The sequence below is a fragment of the Methanoplanus limicola DSM 2279 genome (assembly GCF_000243255.1).
GTDB classification, from domain to species: Archaea; Halobacteriota; Methanomicrobia; order Methanomicrobiales; family Methanomicrobiaceae; genus Methanoplanus; species Methanoplanus limicola.
Window position 1 is genome coordinate 747,580 of record NZ_CM001436.1, and the last position, 17,383, is coordinate 764,962.

Sequence of the window (17,383 nt, forward strand, 5' to 3'; positions counted from 1 at the left end):
AAAAAACGGCAGAACAGCGTTATTTCATGAACTTTTGATCACTCGCGCAAACTGCTGCAAATATTCAGGTGAAAGTCAGATGAATATCCAAAAAATTCCACATAATTCCCGGCAATAAATAAAGATAATATAACAAAAAAAGACGGGAAAAATACCAGACAGATCAGTTTTCTTCAAACTTATCCGGAGACCACCCGGAAATCTTAATCTCACCAAAAAACTCATCCTGAAATATCATCAGCTTTCCTTCAAGCATCAGAAAAAGAAGGGGAAGATATACGGATCTCTGATCCATCTTAACTTCATGACATAACGAACTAAGGGTGGTCTCCCCTGAAGCGCCGCAGACCTTCTCAAAAGACGAATAGACATAATCAGTTTCATCCTTAAAGTCCTCCTCATGAGCAACCGAGATGACATCATCCGCCTCGAAGAATACCAGAGGCTCAGCCTTCTTCCGCTTCTGCCCCCGAATCTGCATCTTTTCCGCAGTCTTAAGCTCCTTGATCAGCTCATAAAGTGTAACCGGCCTCTTTCTGTGACTCTTGCGCTTAATACGCCGCTGAATCTCCCTCTCAAGACGATCAACAGGCTCGGCGATATCCCCGAACGTATAATCATCCCCGCCAAAGAGAAGATCATCTGCAAAATCATCAGATAACTCCTCATCCGGAGATTCACCCGATTCCTCAAGGACCTCAGACTTCATTCTTAAAAGCAGAGAAGCATAGAAAAGAGTCCGGCCCGAAACCCTCAGGTCAAGCTTATGCATCCTGTCAAGCTCATTTAAGAAACGGTCAGTAACCTCAACAATATCAATATTCCAGGGATCAATCTCCCCCGACTCTGACATCCTGACAAGAATCTCTACCGGTTCTTCATCCATTGCTCTTTACACCGGTAACATATGTACTCTTATCGGGCCTGGCAGTCACACCGATGATCCGGTCAGCCCTCTCAATCGTCGGGCGGCGAAGGGAGACACATATCGTCTGCGCATTGCCGGAAAGCTCACTTATCATATTGGAAATCCGCTCTACATTAGAACCGTCAAGCATCATATCGACCTCGTCAAGCGCATAGAAAGGCGCAGGCATATACTGCTGAATCGAGAAGATGAACGCAAGAGTAGTAAGGGATTTTTCACCACCGGAAAGTGCAGAGAGAAGGTGAACCTTCTTTCCCCTCGGCTGAACCGCAAAAGTCATACCGCCGCTGAAGGGATCTGCAGTACTATCAAGGGAGAGATTACCGCTGCCCTCAGTGAGGCGTGCAAAAATGCTGCGGAAATTTGAGTCAATTGCAGTATAGGCCTCCATAAATGAGTCATACTTCATCTTCTCATAATGCTCAATCCTCTCAATAATATTGGCCCTCTCCCTTGAGAGAACCTCCTTCTGACCGGATCTCTCCTTAATCCTGGTGTCAACGCGCTCATATTCCTCAATTGCGAGCATATTAACCGCACCAATTCTCTTTATCGCCCTCTCCGAACTCTCAATGCCTTTCTCAATCTCATCAAGTGACATATCAGTCTCAACACCGGACGTTCGCGCAGACAGCTCCTCAATCTCAGAGATGAGCAGATCTTCCCTGTCCTTAAGAGAAGACAACTGAAGTCTTATCCTCTCCATCTCAGAATTGATGGCAAAGATCTTCTTCTCAGCAGCCATAACTGAACTGTTGAGCTCATCTCTCAGATCATGCAGTTCATTCAGCTCCACAGAAAAGTTATCCTTCTTCTCTTCAAGGGAACTCATTTCTGCCTCAGCATCTGAAATTCCAGCCTGATTCTTCAGAATATCCTCATCAATCCTCTTAAAATCGGATTCTATCCTTTCCCTGTCATTCTGAAATTCAGAAAGACGGTTCTGGAAATGCTGCCTCTCCCTCTGCGAGTCAGATATGTCATCATCCTTATTTCTGAGCCTTCGCTCCGAATCAGCAGTTTTTCTTCTGAGAAAGTCCACCTTTTCAGCAAGTTCAGGAATCCCCGTATCTCCAAGCTTCTTCTTTAAGGACTCAATACTCCCTTCAACAGAGCCGATATCCTCTGATATTCCCTCAAGAGCAGATTCAATCTTCTCAAGCCTGACAGCACCAATAGAGAAATCACCGGCCATATTATTCTGTTTATCCTGGATTCCCGCAATCTCTGTATTGAGGGAATCACAGAGTTTCTGGAATTCTTCAACGAGCAGACTGTACTTTGAGACCTGTCCGCCAATTTCCGACCTGCGGCTTCTCCTCTCACCGGCCAGATTCTCATACCGCTCAACAGCAGCCCTGAGATCACCCTCCTCAGCAGTAAGTGCAGATATTTTCGCCTTAAGGGCATTTATTCCGTCATCTGCCGCAACACCAAAACCCTGCATCTTCTTCTGAAGAGAACCGCCGGTCATCGCACCGGCCACCTCTATAAGATCGCCGTCAAGAGTTACCATCCGAAAACGGCCCATCATCCTTCTGGCAGTGGCCATATCCTTTACAACAACAGTTCTACCGAATATATGCCTGAAGACAGAGTCAAAAAGAGGATCATATTCCAAAAGATCTGCTGCATAGCCGATCACATCGGGATCGGAGATCTGGGGCAGATCAGGAGCGCGAAGCTTATTCAGTGGCAGAAATGTCATCCGGCCGAGACGGTTGTCCTTCAGATAGCTTATGCAGGCGGATGCAACAGAGTCACTCTCAGCAACAATACTCCTAATCCTGCCTCCTGCCGCAATATTAAGAGCATTCGTATATTCAGGCGGCGCTCTTCCAAGCTGTGCGACAGTACCGTATATCCCGTCCATACCCAGAATATAATCCATAGCCCTTCCACCGGCCCCCCCCGATGCCTGCTGCTGAGCCTCAAGCCTCATCAGCTCACGGTCAAGGGACCTAAGCTCAGATCTGACCCTCTCAAGCGCACCCTTATTTTCAAAGAGCCGCCCTTCACTTGCAGCAAGTTCCCGGTCAATAACGGACTTCTCTGCTTCAAGGGATTTTATAAGCTCAGAATATTCCTCCAGGCTGCCCTTTCTGGCATTCAGTTCAGATTCAGCCTGAATAAGCCTTTCAGAGAGGCGCTCTTTCTCTTCGGTTCTGAAACGGCTCTTCTCAATCAGCAGATCCTGTTCCTTTAAGAGATCAGACCTCTGTGACCGGAATTTATCAAGTCTCTCACGAAGAGAAAATAGTTCATCTTTTGCGCCCTCCACCGCCTGACTATCTCTGGAGAGCTGATTCTCCGCATTTTCAAGCTCCGCCCTGGTACCGGAAAGCTCCATTGAAAGTCCGGAGCGGTCAACAGAAAGGTTCCTGATCTTGTCAGATATCTCCTTAACAGTCGATTCAGCCCGCCTCATATCGGCAAAATTCTTCTGCTGCGCCTCTTTTGACTTTTCCTTCTCTGCATTAAGCCTCTCAATGGACTGTTCACAAAACCTGATCTTTCCGCGTGCATCCTCAATTTCAGAGAGCAGAGCCAGATATTCAGCACCACTCTTCTCATTGATCTCATCTTCTGTCTCCTTTACCCTGATTTTTAAATTCTCAAGTTCATCACGACAGAGAGATTTATCTGCGGAAAATTTTTCAGATTCGACACCCTGACCTTCAATCAGAGATCTGATCGCCAGAAGCTCCTTATTCTTCTCAGCAAGTTTCGCATATGAATGACAGCTCTTCAGGTGCTCAAGTTCCTCCTCAAGTGCCCTGTACTTTAAAGCCTGCTCCTTCTCCTCCTTAAGCTCAACAATCCGGTTCTCAAGCTCGGCAAGAATAAGCTCCTCCCTCTCAATCCTCTCGCGTACTATTTCAAGTTCTGAGAGTGCCTGGTCCCTTTTTTTGTCAAACTCTGCAACACCAGCGATCTCATCGATGATCTTCCTGCGCTCGGTATCACTCATCTCAGTTATGCGTGTGATGTCACCCTGCATCACCACATTATAGCCTTCAGGTTTTATGCCGTTTCTTGAGAGAAATTCAACAATATCACCCACCTTACAGGCGCGGTCATTGAGATAATTGTAACTGTAATAGCCGTGGGGAGTTCTCTTTATCTTTCTGCGGATTTTAGTGCCCTCAGAGAAAGTGATTGAGACCTCGGCGGTATTTTTTCCGGTGTTAAGATTGATAAGGTCAGTCAGTTTCTCGGCGCGAAGACCCCTTGCACCGGAGAGGGTCAGGCAGAAAAGAACAGAGTCAATTATATTACTTTTTCCGGAGCCATTCGGACCTGAAATAACAGTGAATCCTTCAAAAAATGGTATCTTGGTTTTTTTGCCAAAAGATTTAAAATTGTCAACTTCAAGTTCGGTTATATACAAAGACCAGTAGCTCCTTTGAACGCTGAAAATATTGGATTTATAATTTTAGATTACTTTCTTTTTCTAGTTATTTCTACTGAATCATCATCGTCATCAGCATAAATAAGAGGCTTTCTGTCCCGCGGGTCCCTCTCGGATGCCCTTCTCGCCGGGATGTGCCCACCTCTGTTATCTGCAATGATCATGCCGTCGCCCTTCATCCTTTCAGGTTTCATTGTGCCGTCCGGCTGAATGATCAGGACCTCTTCAGATCTGTCCTTCTCTTCCCGTCTGCGGCTGTCTTCGGTTTTCTTGACCGCAACATCTACAGGCTTCTCAGGAACAGGATATTTTTTAGGGTCCTTTACAGCAGCAGACTCTCTCTTCTTATCAGCAACTACCCTCCTGTTTTCAGCACTTTTATCATCCAGAGATTTTGACAGTTTCTGGATCCAGGCCTTGAGATCAAGCATTTCAGCAGTAAGACCTCTGACCATGCCACTCATTTCATTAACCTGCCTCTCAAGAGCTTTCACCCTTTCATCATTTGCAGGATTAGTACTTTTCATTTCACTGACCTGTACTTCAAGAGCTTTCACTCTCTCATCACTCACAGGATTAGCACCGTTCATTTCCCTGATACTGTCTTTAAGCATCTCTATTTCACGCTCTTTTTCCCCGACTGTATGCTCGAGGTCTCTTATTCTGGCAGAAGAATCATTAATATCCATCAGGATACTCCGTTATATGAAAGTCATCTCATAGGTTAATTAATATTTTGTGTAGCCCGTGTTATGCGCCATCCTCCTTTTTTACTGAATGACAGCTGAATCAGATCAATATCATTACAGACAGATACTTTTCTTCAGAAACAATATAATCCTCAGAAAAACAACTCTTCTCTATATGTCTGATCTGGCAAATTATGATCCGGATATTTACAATCTGATTGAAAAGGAGCGCCTTCGTCAGGTAAACGGCCTGGAACTTATCGCTTCTGAAAACGTTGTAAGCAAATCAGTCCTTGAGGCTGTAGGTTCAATTCTGACAAACAAATACGCAGAAGGATATCCTGGCAAGAGATATTACGGCGGATGCGAATTCCACGACCAGATAGAAGACCTTGCAAGGAACAGACTCTGTGAGCTTTTCGGTGCTGAACATGCAAATGTGCAGGCAGTATCCGGAAGTCAGGCAAACCAGGCAGTCTATTTTGCCTTCATGCAGAACGGGGACAAAATGATGAGCCAGGATCTCGCACAGGGTGGCCATCTCTCGCACGGGTCTCCGGTAAATATAACAGGAAAATGGTATTCAGTCTCACATTACGGCGTGGACAAAGAGACTGAAACACTCGATTATGCGCAGATTGCAGAACAGGCAAGAAAAGAGAAGCCAAAGATGATCGTATGTGGTGCAAGCGCTTACCCGCGTACAATTGACTTTAAGGCATTCAAAGAGATTGCAGATGAGGTCGGCGCATACTGTATGGCAGATGTGGCCCATATTGCAGGACTTATTGCCGGCGGGCAGCACCCGACATCAGTAGGAGTAACTGACATCACAACCACAACCACACACAAGACACTACGCGGACCACGCGGCGGTGCAATCATGTGCGGCAGTGAGAATGCAGTGGCTATTGACAAGTCAGTATTCCCCGGAATGCAGGGCGGACCACTGATGCATGTTATAGCCGGAAAGGCAGTCTGTTTCAGAGAGGCCCTTACACCTGACTTTAAGGAATATGCAAAACAAATTGTCAAAAACTCACAGGCAATGGCAGAGGTACTCATAAGCGAAGGTCTTGACCTTGTTTCCGGAGGAACTGACAACCACCTGATTCTTCTCGACCTGACAAATCTCGCAACAAACGGTTCACACCTGACCGGACTTGAAGCAGAAAACTTCCTCGGAGAAGCAGGAATCACAGTCAATAAGAACACTATTCCAAGAGAAAAACTCAGTCCGTTTGTCACAAGCGGCCTTAGAATCGGAACACCTGCTGTGACATCAAGAGGAATGAAAGAAGAAGAGATGAAGCAGATCGGACACTGGATTGCAGCTGTGCTTAAAGACGTCTGTAAGGACAAAGGCTCAAAGAAGGCAATCACAGAAGTCCGTGCCGAAGTAGAGGCTCTTGCTTCAGGATTTACACTCTATCCGGAAGTCAGATGATACTAAACGGCAGGGAATTATCGGAAAAGATTCAGGAATCTGTAAAAAAAGAGATTGCTGAATCAGGACTCACACCATGCCTCGCAACTGTGATTGTGGGAGAAGATCCCGCATCGCAGATGTATGTCAGAATGAAACACCGGGCATGTGAAAACGTAGGCATAAAATCAGCAGGAGTTGAACTTCCGGCAGAGTCCACCACAGAGGAGATACTAAAGGCAGTATCTGAACTGAATGCTGACCCGTCAGTACACGGCATCCTTGTGCAGCTCCCCCTCCCGCCCCACGCGGATACCGAGAAAGTTATAGAATCGGTATCTCCTGAGAAAGACGTTGACGGATTTCACCCGTACAACCTTGGCAGGCTCTTTTCCGGAAGGCCTGACTTTGTGCCCTGCACACCGGGCGGAATCATGACAATACTCTCCGAATATGGCATAAATCCGGAAGGAAAAAGAGCAGTCGTTATCGGAAGATCAGTTGATGTCGGAAGGCCTATGGCTGCACTTCTGATAAATGCGAATGCAACTGTGACAGTATGCCATTCGAGGACAGAAAACCTTGAAGATGAGATCAGAAATGCCGACATAGTAGTAAGCGCAATCGGCAGGGCGAAATTCATCAGGGAAGAGATGATCCGTGACGGTGCGGTTGTGATCGATGTCGGGATAAACCAGGACGGCGAAGGGAAATTATGCGGCGATGTTGACTTTGAAAATGTTGAACGGAAGTCATCTGCAATAACACCTGTCCCCGGCGGGGTTGGACCGATGACAATCGCAACCCTCATGCAGAACACCCTTAAGTCGGCAAAACTGCATGAAGGAATTTAGGATAGGCAGTCTTCCGGTAAAAGAAGACGGGCCTGTAAAACTGATTGGGATTGTTAATTGCAGTCCCGAATCCTTTTTTTCAGATTCATATACCAGATCACAGGATGTCTTTTCAAAAGCCGCTGATCTGGCAGAGAAAGGCGCAGACATTATTGACATAGGCGCAAGGAGCACAGCACCGGACGCCAGGCCGATCTCAGTCAGCGAGGAAGTATTAAGGATTAAAACAGCCCTTAAAGACTTCCCCGGAAGCGGCATTCCGGTCTCGCTGGATACAATGCACCCTGAAGTTCTCAGTGCCGCGCTCAGATATGATATAGACTGCATAAATGACATCTCAGGTCTCTGCAACCGGGATTATGCCGGAATTGCCGGAGACAGCGGACTTCCGGCAATTCTTATGGCTGCAAAATATGTGCCGGGGGACAATCTTGGAATTAAAGAGACTATAGAATACCTTAGCATTGTCATGCAGAGAGCAGAAGATTTTGGCATTGAAAATGTCATACTTGACCCGGGGATTGGCAGGTGGACTGCTGAAAAAACACCAGAATCTGACTGGGAAGTATGCAGAAATTTCTCAGACCTGAAAATTTTTGACAGACCGCTGCTTGCGGCCGTATCAAGAAAGTCCTTTATAGGAGACCTGCTCAGAAAGCCGGCAGAAGAGAGGCTCTCCGGCACTCTTGCAGTAACTATGCATCTGTTGAATTCAGGTGCAGGTTTTGTAAGGGCGCATGACACAGAAGATACAAGAGATATTATAGATGTATATGAAAAATTAAATCTGATCAACAGATGAACTCTTCATATACAGTTTTCGGGATTAAAACCGGGATTATAATTCCGGGCGACAATATCACAGACATTATTCTATGCGCCCTGAAAGTTCCTGATACACTAAAAGACGGAGATATAATAGTAATTGCCGAAAGTGCACTTGCATCTTCCGAAGGGTGCATCATAAAGCTTGATGAGGTAAAACCCTCAGAAGCGGCGCTTGAACTGAGCAGAAGATACAATACAGAGCCGAGGCTCACAGAAGTTGTCTTAAGGGAGAGCGATTCGATAGTAGGCGGCATACCGGGATTTCTGCTCTGCATGAAGAGCGGCACCCTTCTTCCAAATGCCGGCGTTGACGGCTCCAATGCTCCGGAAGGAACAGTTGTGACGCTCCCGAAGAACCCTGACGGCAGTGCGGAAAGAATCCATAATGAGATCTTTGAAAAGACAGGCATCAGGGCAGGCATAATTATTGCAGATTCAAGGACCCATGCCATGCGCCTCGGATGTTCAGGCGTTGCAATAGGGTGCTACGGAATAACCGCAGTGTCGGATGAAAAAGGAAGGAAGGACCTCTTTGGCAGGGCACTTGAGGTGACCGAACTTGCCATTGCAGATAATATAGCATCCGCCGCAGAGCTTGTGATGGGAGAGGCGAATGAGAGCACACCTGTAGCAATTATAAGAGGACTTGGACTTGAAATAAACAAAGAATCAGGAGTTCAGTCTATTGAACCTTCAGGGTGTCTCTTTATGGGTGTGGCGATGAACTCCAACCCTTCCCTTTTCAACTGACATTTTTATACCGAGATTTTCAAGAAAACCGCGGCTTTCACCTTTGGAGTGAAGGAAGATCTCAACGAGATCATCTTTCTCATCAATATCGGTTGACAACCGGAAGGAGTCAACAATTTCAACCGTAAGTCCGGAATCACGGCATATATTCAGGTGATCAAGAAAACTTGCGCCGTAGAAATCGACATGAAAACTTTTAGGATTTTTAACAAATATCGCATTTGTCCCGCCTCCTCTTCCGGGGACGACTGCAATATCAGAACCTGTTTTTACCATCTCAATAACAGAATCCCTGGTCGCAAGAGGGATATCTGACATTATAATCAGAACAGAATCATCATTCTCAGCCAGGTACTCATTCAGAGCCTCATTTAACCCAAGTGGTTTTACCACTGTTTCAGCACCCTCAACAGATATATTCTCAGTGCAGAGAAGAACAGTCCGGCAGCATGCAGAGTTGGTAGTGGATATAACGTCAGAGAGCATCCTTAAGGCAAATTTTTCCCTCTCTTCCTGACTGAGAATACAGGAGAGTCTGGTCTTTGGGTTCGTCGGCCTGAAGGGGATTACAGCATGAACCATTTAAACATTGTTGCCCGGTATTTCTTTAAAAAGCATCGTATTTGGCATGGAGAAATAACAGTAAACTCAGCCGGGGAAACCAGTGCCGGAAATCAAAAAACAGGTCAGACACAGATATTTCCGGGTCTGAAAATAAGGAAAGAGAGTGGGATCAGGATAACCCGGGGCAGATGGGAATTATTCTTCCTTTTTCTTAAATAGCATGCAATGACAGTAACCGTCTTTTGCAATCTCATCCCTGTGGAATCTGCACGGGCAGATAATATCGCGATCTACTTTGGGATCTCCGGACCTGATCCGGCAGGGGCAGTACCTTGCGCCGTACATAACCCTGTTCTTTGCAAGGCCTTTGACAACGACAGATGCCTGATTGTCTTTCCTGTTCAGCTCCCAGCCGTTCTTCTCTGCATATCTCTCTGCCCATCCGAGAATCTTCTCTTCAAACTCTTCAAATGTCTTTTTTTCATCTTCAGTCAATTTATCAGCCCCGCCGGTTCAGATTATTTACTGTGACTCAATATATGAGATCATAGAGTCAAAGATTTTTTTGCCGTCTGATGAGCCAAGCACATCTTCAGATGCCCTCTCAGGATGGGGCATCATGGCAAGCACATTGCCGCCTCTGCCAAGAATACCGGTAATATTCTCAGTGGTGCCGTTCGGATTGGAATCAGGTGTTACTTCCCCGTCCTTATTACAGAAACGAAATGCAACCCTCTTCTCATTCTTAAGGTCAGCAATATCCTCAGGTGAGGCGACATAGCGCCCTTCCTTATGAGCAATAGGGAGTCTGATAACCTCACCTTCCGAATAGGCAGATGTAAAAGGTGAATCGGCATTTTCAACCCTGAGATAAACTTCCCGGCATATAAATTTAGGATATTCATTTATGGTGAATACGCCGGGGACAAGACTGCTCTCGGCAGAGATCTGTGCGCCATTGCATATCCCAAGCACAAGACCGCCCTTTTCTGAATGCCTTACAACATCCGCCATAACGGGAGTCCTTGTTGCTATTGCTCCTGCACGGAGATAATCTCCATAGCTAAAACCTCCGGGAATTATAATTCCATCATATTCTCTCTTAAGCCCTTCCCTGTACCAGACAAGATCAGTATCAACACCGCATACATCCCTCAGAACATGAAGAGCATCCTTATCGCAGTTGCTCCCTCCAAACTGAAGAACGGCAAATCTCATTCTGTTACCTCAACAGAATAACTCTGGATTACCGGATTTGCCAGAAGTCTGTCGCACATCTCTTCTGCCCTGGCTCTTGCAGATTCAGCATCATCCGCCTTAATTCCGACACTGTAAAGCTTTGAATTGTTCAGATATTCTGTTTCAAACCCAAGGTTTGATAGTGCGTGCTGAATTGCACAGGCTTCCGGGTCAAGCATGCCGGATTTAAGTGAAATTATAATTTTTACGTCAAATATCATTTAATCACTCCATATGAGAGTCTTTCCACTGATTTATCTTTTCTACAACACGGGCATATGCAGACATAAAATCTCCTTTATCATATCTGTACACATCCTTGTCAAATGATTCCATGGTCTCCCTGTCCCACAGCCTCATTGAATCCATACTGATCTCATCTCCAAGGACAATTATACCATCTTTCCTCCCAAATTCGATCTTAAAATCAACAAGAATCAGGCCAAGCTCCTCAAAGAAATCAGAGAGAATTCTGTTTATTTTTAAAGTTGTCTCACGGACATTCATCAGCTCATCGGGGGTTAAAAGACAAAGCGCCACAACCAGATCATCATTAATTGGAGGGTCACCCCTCTCATCATCCTTGTAATCCGTAGAGATAACCGGAGGGTTCAGAATCTGCCCTTCCTTAAAAGGAAACTTCTTCACAATAGATCCTGCGGCACGGTTTCTTGCGATCACCTCAAGAGGAATCATATCAAGTTTTGATACAACCATTGACCTTTCATCAACAGCCCTCAGATAGTGGGTCTTCACCCCGTTTTTCTCAAGAAAATCAAAGAAGAATGCTGACGCTGCGAAGTTGTACTCCCCTTTACCTGCAAATTCATCTTTTTTTTCTCCGTTAAATGCTGTAATATCATCTCTGAAGACAGCAAGGAGTTCATCATCCTTTTCTGTTCTGTAGATGGATTTCGCTTTTCCTTTATAGAGAAGTTCTCCGGTTTGCATTTTCATCATCTGCTTACTGGCTATTATTCAGACTATTAATTTCGTTTCTCTGCTGAATATCTTTACCCAGTTTATCTATAAGATTACCGAGTACCGGAGGGTACCATCCCTTTCGGATATACTTCTGATAGATGCATAATCTCTCCTGAATTCCCCTCTCTCCGGCAATGACTTTTAATTCATCAATCGCCGGCCAGGGATGTTCAGGGTTTACATAATCTATCGTCACGGGTGACACACCGCCAAGGTCATCGACACCGCACCCAATCAGGCGGGAGGCATCAGCAAGATTTGGCGGGATCTGAATGGCAATATCACGCGGGAGAATCTCTCTTGCAGTTTTAATTGTCTCACAGATCACACTACTGCCCACAACAGGCCACTTCTCCATTGCAGTGCCCTCCTTTGGACAGAAATTCTGGATGATCACTTCCTGGATATGCCCGTATCTCTTATGAATACCGGCGATAACCTCCAGAGAGTCCTCCCTGTCAGATTCAGTCTCACCTATGCCAAGGAGAAGCCCGGTTGTGAACGGGATACGTAATTTCCCGGCGTTCTCAATCGACTCGATACGGACTTCAGGCTTCTTTCCCGGGCAGTTCCTGTGCGCCGGAATTTCAGCCGTTGTCTCAAGCATAAGACCCATGCTTGCATTGACCTCAGATAACCATTCAAGGTCATCGTATTCAAGCACTCCGGCGTTTGTGTGAGGCAGCATTCCATATTCTATTGCCCTTTCGGAGAGATGGCAGCAGTATTCAAGCACGGTAGAAAAACCCTGCTTTTCAATATGGTCAATAAACCCTGCCTCCTGTTCAGGCATCTCTCCGAATGTGAACAATGCCTCAGTACAGCCCGCAGAGGCGCCCATTCTGAGAACATTTTCTGCTTCCTCCCGTGACATAACACAACCTTCGCCTACCGGCCTTCGGAATGTGCAATATCCGCACCTGTTCCTGCATACAGATGTAAGCGGAAGAAATGCATTTCTTGAGTAGGTGATCACCCTATTTTGCATTGGGAAAATATTTGGATTATTAGTACATCAACCAATCGGATGAACAGTATTTATCATCAGCAAAATATGCAGAGAATAAAAAGTTCCGGCACTGAAGAAAAGGGGAAACGGCAGATAAACAGAGAAAAAGGAAAGAAAGTTACTGAAGGGGGATTGAAGAGGAATATTTCCGGTCAGAACCACTGATCAAGAGTCTTCTGGCCCGCACCGGCATTAATTTTCTCAAGGACTGTGTTTATCCTCTCCTTTGAAAAACCATGCTCCACACAGAGAAATTCAGTAACGCCTGCGCCATCCACGGCCCCATAATCGGGAATAACATTCTCCTTTACCGGCGGATTTAAGAAGAAATCCTTCACCGGCAGATAGTCAAATTCCGGCATGCTTTCAGATAAGATATTTTCAAATGTGCCGTCCCGAACAATCTTTAACGCTTTTTTTGGTCCGATACCACGGATTCCACTGTTAAAATCTGTGCCGATAAGAATTCCAATCTCAACAAGCTGTTCCCTTGTAATTTCAAGCCCTGAAAGTACCTCATCAAGAGAAATAGTCTCAGGATTTACGGTAATTGTCCTGCCTCTTATCTTTCTCTTTCTGCTGACCGTTAAATTTCTGACGAGTTTTTCAGCCCCGAATAAGAGTGAATCATAGTCCTGTGATACGGAATAATCTACTATTCCCTCAGACACCATAAATGCCGCCTGCGCTTCACCCTCAGAGGGCGCGTCAAGATAAGGAATTCCCATGAGAGAGAGGAGTCTCTTTGAACTGTCGATAATCTCCCTGTCAACTCTTGTTGAGGACCGGGCATAACTGAAAGCAGCCTGGTTGTCTCCTGCTTTCAGGGCCTCTTTCAGACCGGCCTCTGCCTGCTCTTTCGCTGCCCGTCTCTCAGATATAGTCCTGTTTTTGAACTCAGGTGGTTTTCCGTCAAATATGAATACCGGAGATACGCCCTTCTCAATGAAATTTGTCAGCCGGAAGAAAAGCCCGGACAGGTGTGATGTCACCCGGCCCTCACTGTCCATAAGTGGAGTGCCGTCAGGCTGCCTTATTGTGGTCAGAAACTGGTAGAGGGCATTATTGCCGTCAAATGCCGCCCGACCTCTCAGGCAGTCCCATTCGGCAGGTCTTTTGTATTCTTTAAGAATATCACGTATTGCAACGCCCATGAATAAATCCCGGAGTTTTGGAGCTTAAAATAAAAGAGATTATCTGTACATTCTCCTTGCAATTGAGGAGACCACTTCACTCACCTCAGCTGACATATCATCGCACTTCTCATTAAGTTCAGATGACAGCTGCTCAAGGTTCAGCCTCATATTACGGTCTCTTGTATTGACTGAATTCTCAAGATTTTCAAATTTCCTGCAAAGGGATAATATCAGGCCTGCAAGTGAGAACATCATTATTCCGGTTGCGAGGGCGACAATCCAGTCCTGCCATAACCTGACAACCATCACAAGGGTCGAGATGACAAGAATAACCGCGAGCAATATATCCTTTGTACTGTTACGCTCATCCATGTTGTAAGATATTTACAGACCATTAATTAATCTAACTATCTTATTTAATCAGGGATTGATTGTCCCGTAATCTGCCTGCCGGATGAATAATTACTCTGTGCAGAAGCAGTCTTTGCAGCAATATGCAGCGGAAATTTAAAAATCCGGGAGAGATTAACCGTCAGTTTAAGGCAAATATAAGCCCTCCGGCATCGGTCAGAGATATAAAATACTCCGGATGACAGTTTAAAATCCGCAATAACCGGGGAAAAACCGCTTAAAAAACGGGAAAAATAAACAAAAAACAGAGGAAAAATAATATGGTTTCAGAAAAAACAATGGAATATCTGCCCTATGCAGCAATGTTTGTAATGCTTCTTTTCGTGCAGGCAGGCGCACTTCTTCTCACCCCTGCGATGAATGATGCAGGATACACCGCATTTGATGACCCTTCAGCAATTGAAAATATTGCCTTCTTCTTTGCAATACTTATAGGATTTACAGCTTTAATGCTCGTATTAATCAGATATGGAGGAAAAAAAGTTCTTTCAGCCATAATTGCTTTCTCGATCCTTCTTATATTCATATATATTTTTGCAGCGGTGGCAGAGGCATTATTTCACAATGTTACACTCACTCTGATCCTGACTGCCACACTCTCCCTTGCAGCAACGGCTCTCCTGTATAAATATCCCGAATGGTATGTGATAGACGTACTTGGAATTTTAATCTGCGCAGGTGCAGCGTCAATATTCGGCATATCTCTGGAAATTTTTCCGGTAATAATTCTCCTGATAATACTTGCACTCTACGATGCGATATCCGTCTACAAGACAAAACATATGATAGCACTGGCAGAAGGTGTGATCAATTCAAAAGCCCCGATTCTTGTTGTAATCCCGAAAACCAGAGACTATTCATATATCAGGCAGGGAGTAAACCTTGAGAAGGATAAAAAAGAGAGAGGAGCCTTCCTGATGGGAATGGGGGATCTCATCATGCCCACGATTCTTGTCGTCTCGTCCTCAGTATATCTTAGCGCCGGAAATATTATCTTCGGGGTATCAATGCCGACACTCGGCGCGGCGGCAGGGACATTTGCCGGACTTGCAGTTCTGCTCTGGTTTGTTGCAAAGGGCAATCCACAGGCCGGACTTCCGACTTTAAACGGAGGGGCTATTCTTGGATTTCTTCTGGGTTGTGCGGCTTCCGCCACGTGGTATTGGATTCCCGTTCTTTAAGAATGAGGTCAACAACATCCCTGACCCCCGCCCTTGTCTGTGTGGACATATTCATGTATCCCGGAAGTTCATTTAAATCGGCCTTGTTCACCACTATTTTCATAGGGACATCGCCAACCACTTCTTTCAGGTTTTCATAAAGGCCAAACTGATCTTCAATCAGATAACCACAGGATTCACTTGAATCAACCATAAACAGGATGAGATCAGCTACATTTGAAATCGCACACAGTGCCTGGTTCTCAATCTCATTCCTCATCTCATAAGGTCTGTCAAGTATTCCGGGAGTGTCAACGATCTGTATCCTCTCGCGCCCCACCTCACGGTGACCGACAATGATGCACTTTGTTGTAAAGGCATATCCGGCAATCTCAGGCAGCGCAGATGAAACCAGTTTTATGAAAGACGATTTTCCGACATTCGGATAACCTGCAACAACGACGGTAAACTCATCTTCTTTTATTTCAGGAAGTTTACGCAGGACATTTCTCACCTCATTAAGATACAGCAGATCTTTTTCAACCTGATGCACAATGGATGATATTCTCGCAGTTGCCTGTTTGCGCAGGCCCCTTGTATCCTCGGACTGCCTCATCTGCCGTGCATATGTCCCGCCTGTCTTTCTTGCCTGACCTGCGGCCCACTGTACAGCGCCAAGTGATTTCTTAATCCGGTCAACATCAAAGAGAATATTTGAGATATCCAGGTAAAATTTCGGCAGATTGTCAAAACTTGGAAATTTTCTTACAGTATCATCAAGTTTGTCATATATTGAACTGTAAATCGATCGTACAAATTCCTCATTCGCCTTATCCTTGTTCTTTTTCAGTTTTTGTGCCGCAGCTGCGCGGCGAAGTGCCCGATCCATAACCTCATCGGCGGTCGGAACAGTAGGTATTTTTTCAAATTCCACAGATAATAACCCTAATCTATATATGTTTACTTACATGATTAATCTATTATGGAGTTATCCCTAATCCAGAAGGATATTTTAATCACACTCATTACACTTTACCACCAGAAATCGTCCGCAATTAAAGGGGAGGAGATTGCAGACGTTTTAAAAAGAAATCCGGGTACAGTCAGAAACCAGATGCAGGCGCTAAAGGCGCTTGCACTTGTCGAAGGTGTACCCGGACCCAAAGGCGGTTACACACCATCTTCAGCGGCATACAGTGAACTGAACCTGAATGACTATGAGAATGAGATTGAAGTTCCGATTCAGAAGAATGATGAAGTAATTCCGGGCGTAAATGTTGCTGAGATCGATTTCACGACACTCTGTAACCCGGATCTCTGCCGGGCAATGATAAAACTCATCGGGAGTGTAAAATCCTTCCAGATGGGCGATATGATCTCAATCGGCCCGACCCCTGTGAACAAACTTCTGCTGAAGGGGGAGGTCTATGGCAAGGACGAAGTCAACCAGTCCCTCCTGATTACAATCTCAGAGATGATATCACTTCCAAAAAAACACATTGATGCATATATGAGCACACCGGTATTTACCCTGAATAATGATTCCACATTTACTGACGCAATAAATCTCTTCAGTGAAAAGCGGATTCACGGTGCACCGGTAATCTCTGAAGACAATCTTGCAGGCATTGTAACATTAAGCGATATCGCACGCGGGATTCACGACAATATGCCCTTAAACACCAGAATTGAGAAGATTATGACGGCAAAGGTTGTGACAACTTCTCCGGATGAAAACCTCTTCCAGATAATCGGGAAATTCAAAAAGGAAAATATCGGGAGGATAATAGTAATTAAAGACGATAAACCGGTTGGTATTCTGACGCAGTCAGATATAATAAAGGTCTTCCCTGCACTGTGAGTATGCCTGTCCATCCGGTTTTCCGGCAGGCATCCCAAAATCCAATATTTATCCGGTATTTCAAAAATATATTCCCGAAATTATAGTCTGATACCATTGGAGCAATTATCATTCTGTGGAGTATTTTACAAT

At 45.3% G+C, this 17,383-nt stretch carries 18 protein-coding genes; 6 read left to right on the forward strand and 12 right to left on the reverse strand.

All coding sequences use genetic code 11. The annotated features are described in order from the left end of the window. Window positions 1-163: 163 nt before the first annotated feature. The 3 genes from METLIM_RS03625 to METLIM_RS03635 are packed head-to-tail and all read right to left on the reverse strand — an operon-like array spanning window position 164 to window position 5,029. Window positions 164-886, reverse strand: coding sequence for a segregation/condensation protein A (locus METLIM_RS03625; RefSeq protein ID WP_004076561.1), 723 nt, complete (start codon window positions 884-886; stop codon window positions 164-166). Continuing rightward, window positions 879-4,319 (reverse strand): chromosome segregation protein SMC, encoded by a 3,441-nt coding sequence (gene smc / locus METLIM_RS03630; protein ID WP_004076562.1) that lies wholly within the window; start codon window positions 4,317-4,319, stop codon window positions 879-881. Before smc ends, METLIM_RS03625 begins: the two co-directional genes overlap by 8 nt. Window positions 4,320-4,369: 50 nt before the next feature. Then, a complete protein-coding gene (locus tag METLIM_RS03635) occupies window positions 4,370-5,029 on the reverse strand; it encodes a DUF7518 family protein (RefSeq protein ID WP_004076563.1) in 660 nt (219 codons plus the stop codon). Window positions 5,030-5,204: 175 nt separating this feature from the next. Here METLIM_RS03635 and glyA point away from each other — a divergent pair, with 175 nt between their 5' ends. Genes glyA through cofE form a run of 4 tightly spaced genes read left to right on the forward strand, consistent with a single transcriptional unit; the run spans window position 5,205 to window position 8,887 of the window. Beyond that, a complete protein-coding gene (gene glyA / locus METLIM_RS03640; RefSeq protein ID WP_004076564.1) occupies window positions 5,205-6,476 on the forward strand; it encodes a serine hydroxymethyltransferase in 1,272 nt (423 codons plus the stop codon). After that, complete coding sequence (folD, locus tag METLIM_RS03645; RefSeq protein WP_004076565.1) at window positions 6,473-7,309, forward strand: bifunctional methylenetetrahydrofolate dehydrogenase/methenyltetrahydrofolate cyclohydrolase FolD; 837 nt, start codon at window positions 6,473-6,475, stop codon at window positions 7,307-7,309. The genes glyA and folD overlap by 4 nt, the downstream gene beginning before the upstream one ends. After that, entirely contained in the window at window positions 7,296-8,111 is an 816-nt protein-coding gene (gene folP / locus METLIM_RS03650) for a dihydropteroate synthase (RefSeq protein WP_004076566.1), read from the forward strand. The genes folD and folP overlap by 14 nt, the downstream gene beginning before the upstream one ends. Then, window positions 8,108-8,887: a coenzyme F420-0:L-glutamate ligase gene (cofE, locus tag METLIM_RS03655; RefSeq protein WP_004076567.1), complete on the forward strand. Its 780-nt coding sequence runs from the start codon at window positions 8,108-8,110 to the stop codon at window positions 8,885-8,887. Before folP ends, cofE begins: the two co-directional genes overlap by 4 nt. Here the strand turns inward: cofE and cofC are convergent. From cofC to METLIM_RS03700, 8 genes are all read right to left on the reverse strand, one after another. Then, on the reverse strand, window positions 8,831-9,469 hold the full coding sequence (gene cofC / locus METLIM_RS03660) for a 2-phospho-L-lactate guanylyltransferase (protein WP_004076568.1): 639 nt from the start codon (window positions 9,467-9,469) through the stop codon (window positions 8,831-8,833). The two genes, cofE and cofC, sit on opposite strands and share 57 nt — an antisense overlap. Before the next feature lie 177 nt (window positions 9,470-9,646). Then, window positions 9,647-9,946 carry a ferredoxin-thioredoxin reductase catalytic domain-containing protein gene (locus METLIM_RS03670; protein ID WP_004076569.1) on the reverse strand — a complete coding sequence of 100 codons (300 nt, stop codon included), beginning with the start codon at window positions 9,944-9,946 and terminating at the stop codon, window positions 9,647-9,649. Between the two features lie 27 nt (window positions 9,947-9,973). After that, entirely contained in the window at window positions 9,974-10,669 is a 696-nt protein-coding gene (gene purQ / locus METLIM_RS03675) for a phosphoribosylformylglycinamidine synthase subunit PurQ (RefSeq protein WP_004076570.1), read from the reverse strand. Continuing rightward, window positions 10,666-10,911, reverse strand: a complete 246-nt coding sequence (gene purS, locus METLIM_RS03680) for a phosphoribosylformylglycinamidine synthase subunit PurS (RefSeq protein ID WP_004076571.1) — start codon at window positions 10,909-10,911, stop codon at window positions 10,666-10,668. Before purS ends, purQ begins: the two co-directional genes overlap by 4 nt. A gap of 4 nt (window positions 10,912-10,915) precedes the next feature. Next, the gene (purC, locus tag METLIM_RS03685) at window positions 10,916-11,650 is read right to left on the reverse strand and encodes a phosphoribosylaminoimidazolesuccinocarboxamide synthase (RefSeq protein ID WP_342633005.1); all 735 of its coding nucleotides are present in this window, start codon (window positions 11,648-11,650) and stop codon (window positions 10,916-10,918) included. Window positions 11,651-11,654: 4 nt separating this feature from the next. Continuing rightward, the gene (gene cofG, locus METLIM_RS03690; protein ID WP_004076573.1) at window positions 11,655-12,662 is read right to left on the reverse strand and encodes a 7,8-didemethyl-8-hydroxy-5-deazariboflavin synthase subunit CofG; all 1,008 of its coding nucleotides are present in this window, start codon (window positions 12,660-12,662) and stop codon (window positions 11,655-11,657) included. 173 nt (window positions 12,663-12,835) lie between these two features. Then, window positions 12,836-13,837 (reverse strand): flap endonuclease-1, encoded by a 1,002-nt coding sequence (gene fen / locus METLIM_RS03695; RefSeq protein WP_004076574.1) that lies wholly within the window; start codon window positions 13,835-13,837, stop codon window positions 12,836-12,838. A gap of 39 nt (window positions 13,838-13,876) precedes the next feature. Next, complete coding sequence (locus tag METLIM_RS03700; RefSeq protein ID WP_004076575.1) at window positions 13,877-14,191, reverse strand: hypothetical protein; 315 nt, start codon at window positions 14,189-14,191, stop codon at window positions 13,877-13,879. A gap of 299 nt (window positions 14,192-14,490) precedes the next feature. Between METLIM_RS03700 and METLIM_RS03705 the strand changes: the two genes are divergently transcribed. Next, a complete protein-coding gene (locus METLIM_RS03705) occupies window positions 14,491-15,411 on the forward strand; it encodes a presenilin family intramembrane aspartyl protease PSH (protein WP_004076576.1) in 921 nt (306 codons plus the stop codon). Here the strand turns inward: METLIM_RS03705 and METLIM_RS03710 are convergent. Next, window positions 15,347-16,324, reverse strand: a complete 978-nt coding sequence (locus METLIM_RS03710; RefSeq protein WP_004076577.1) for an NOG1 family protein — start codon at window positions 16,322-16,324, stop codon at window positions 15,347-15,349. The two genes, METLIM_RS03705 and METLIM_RS03710, sit on opposite strands and share 65 nt — an antisense overlap. A gap of 48 nt (window positions 16,325-16,372) precedes the next feature. Here METLIM_RS03710 and METLIM_RS03715 point away from each other — a divergent pair, with 48 nt between their 5' ends. After that, entirely contained in the window at window positions 16,373-17,251 is an 879-nt protein-coding gene (locus METLIM_RS03715; RefSeq protein ID WP_004076578.1) for a CBS domain-containing protein, read from the forward strand. Window positions 17,252-17,383: the final 132 nt, after the last annotated feature.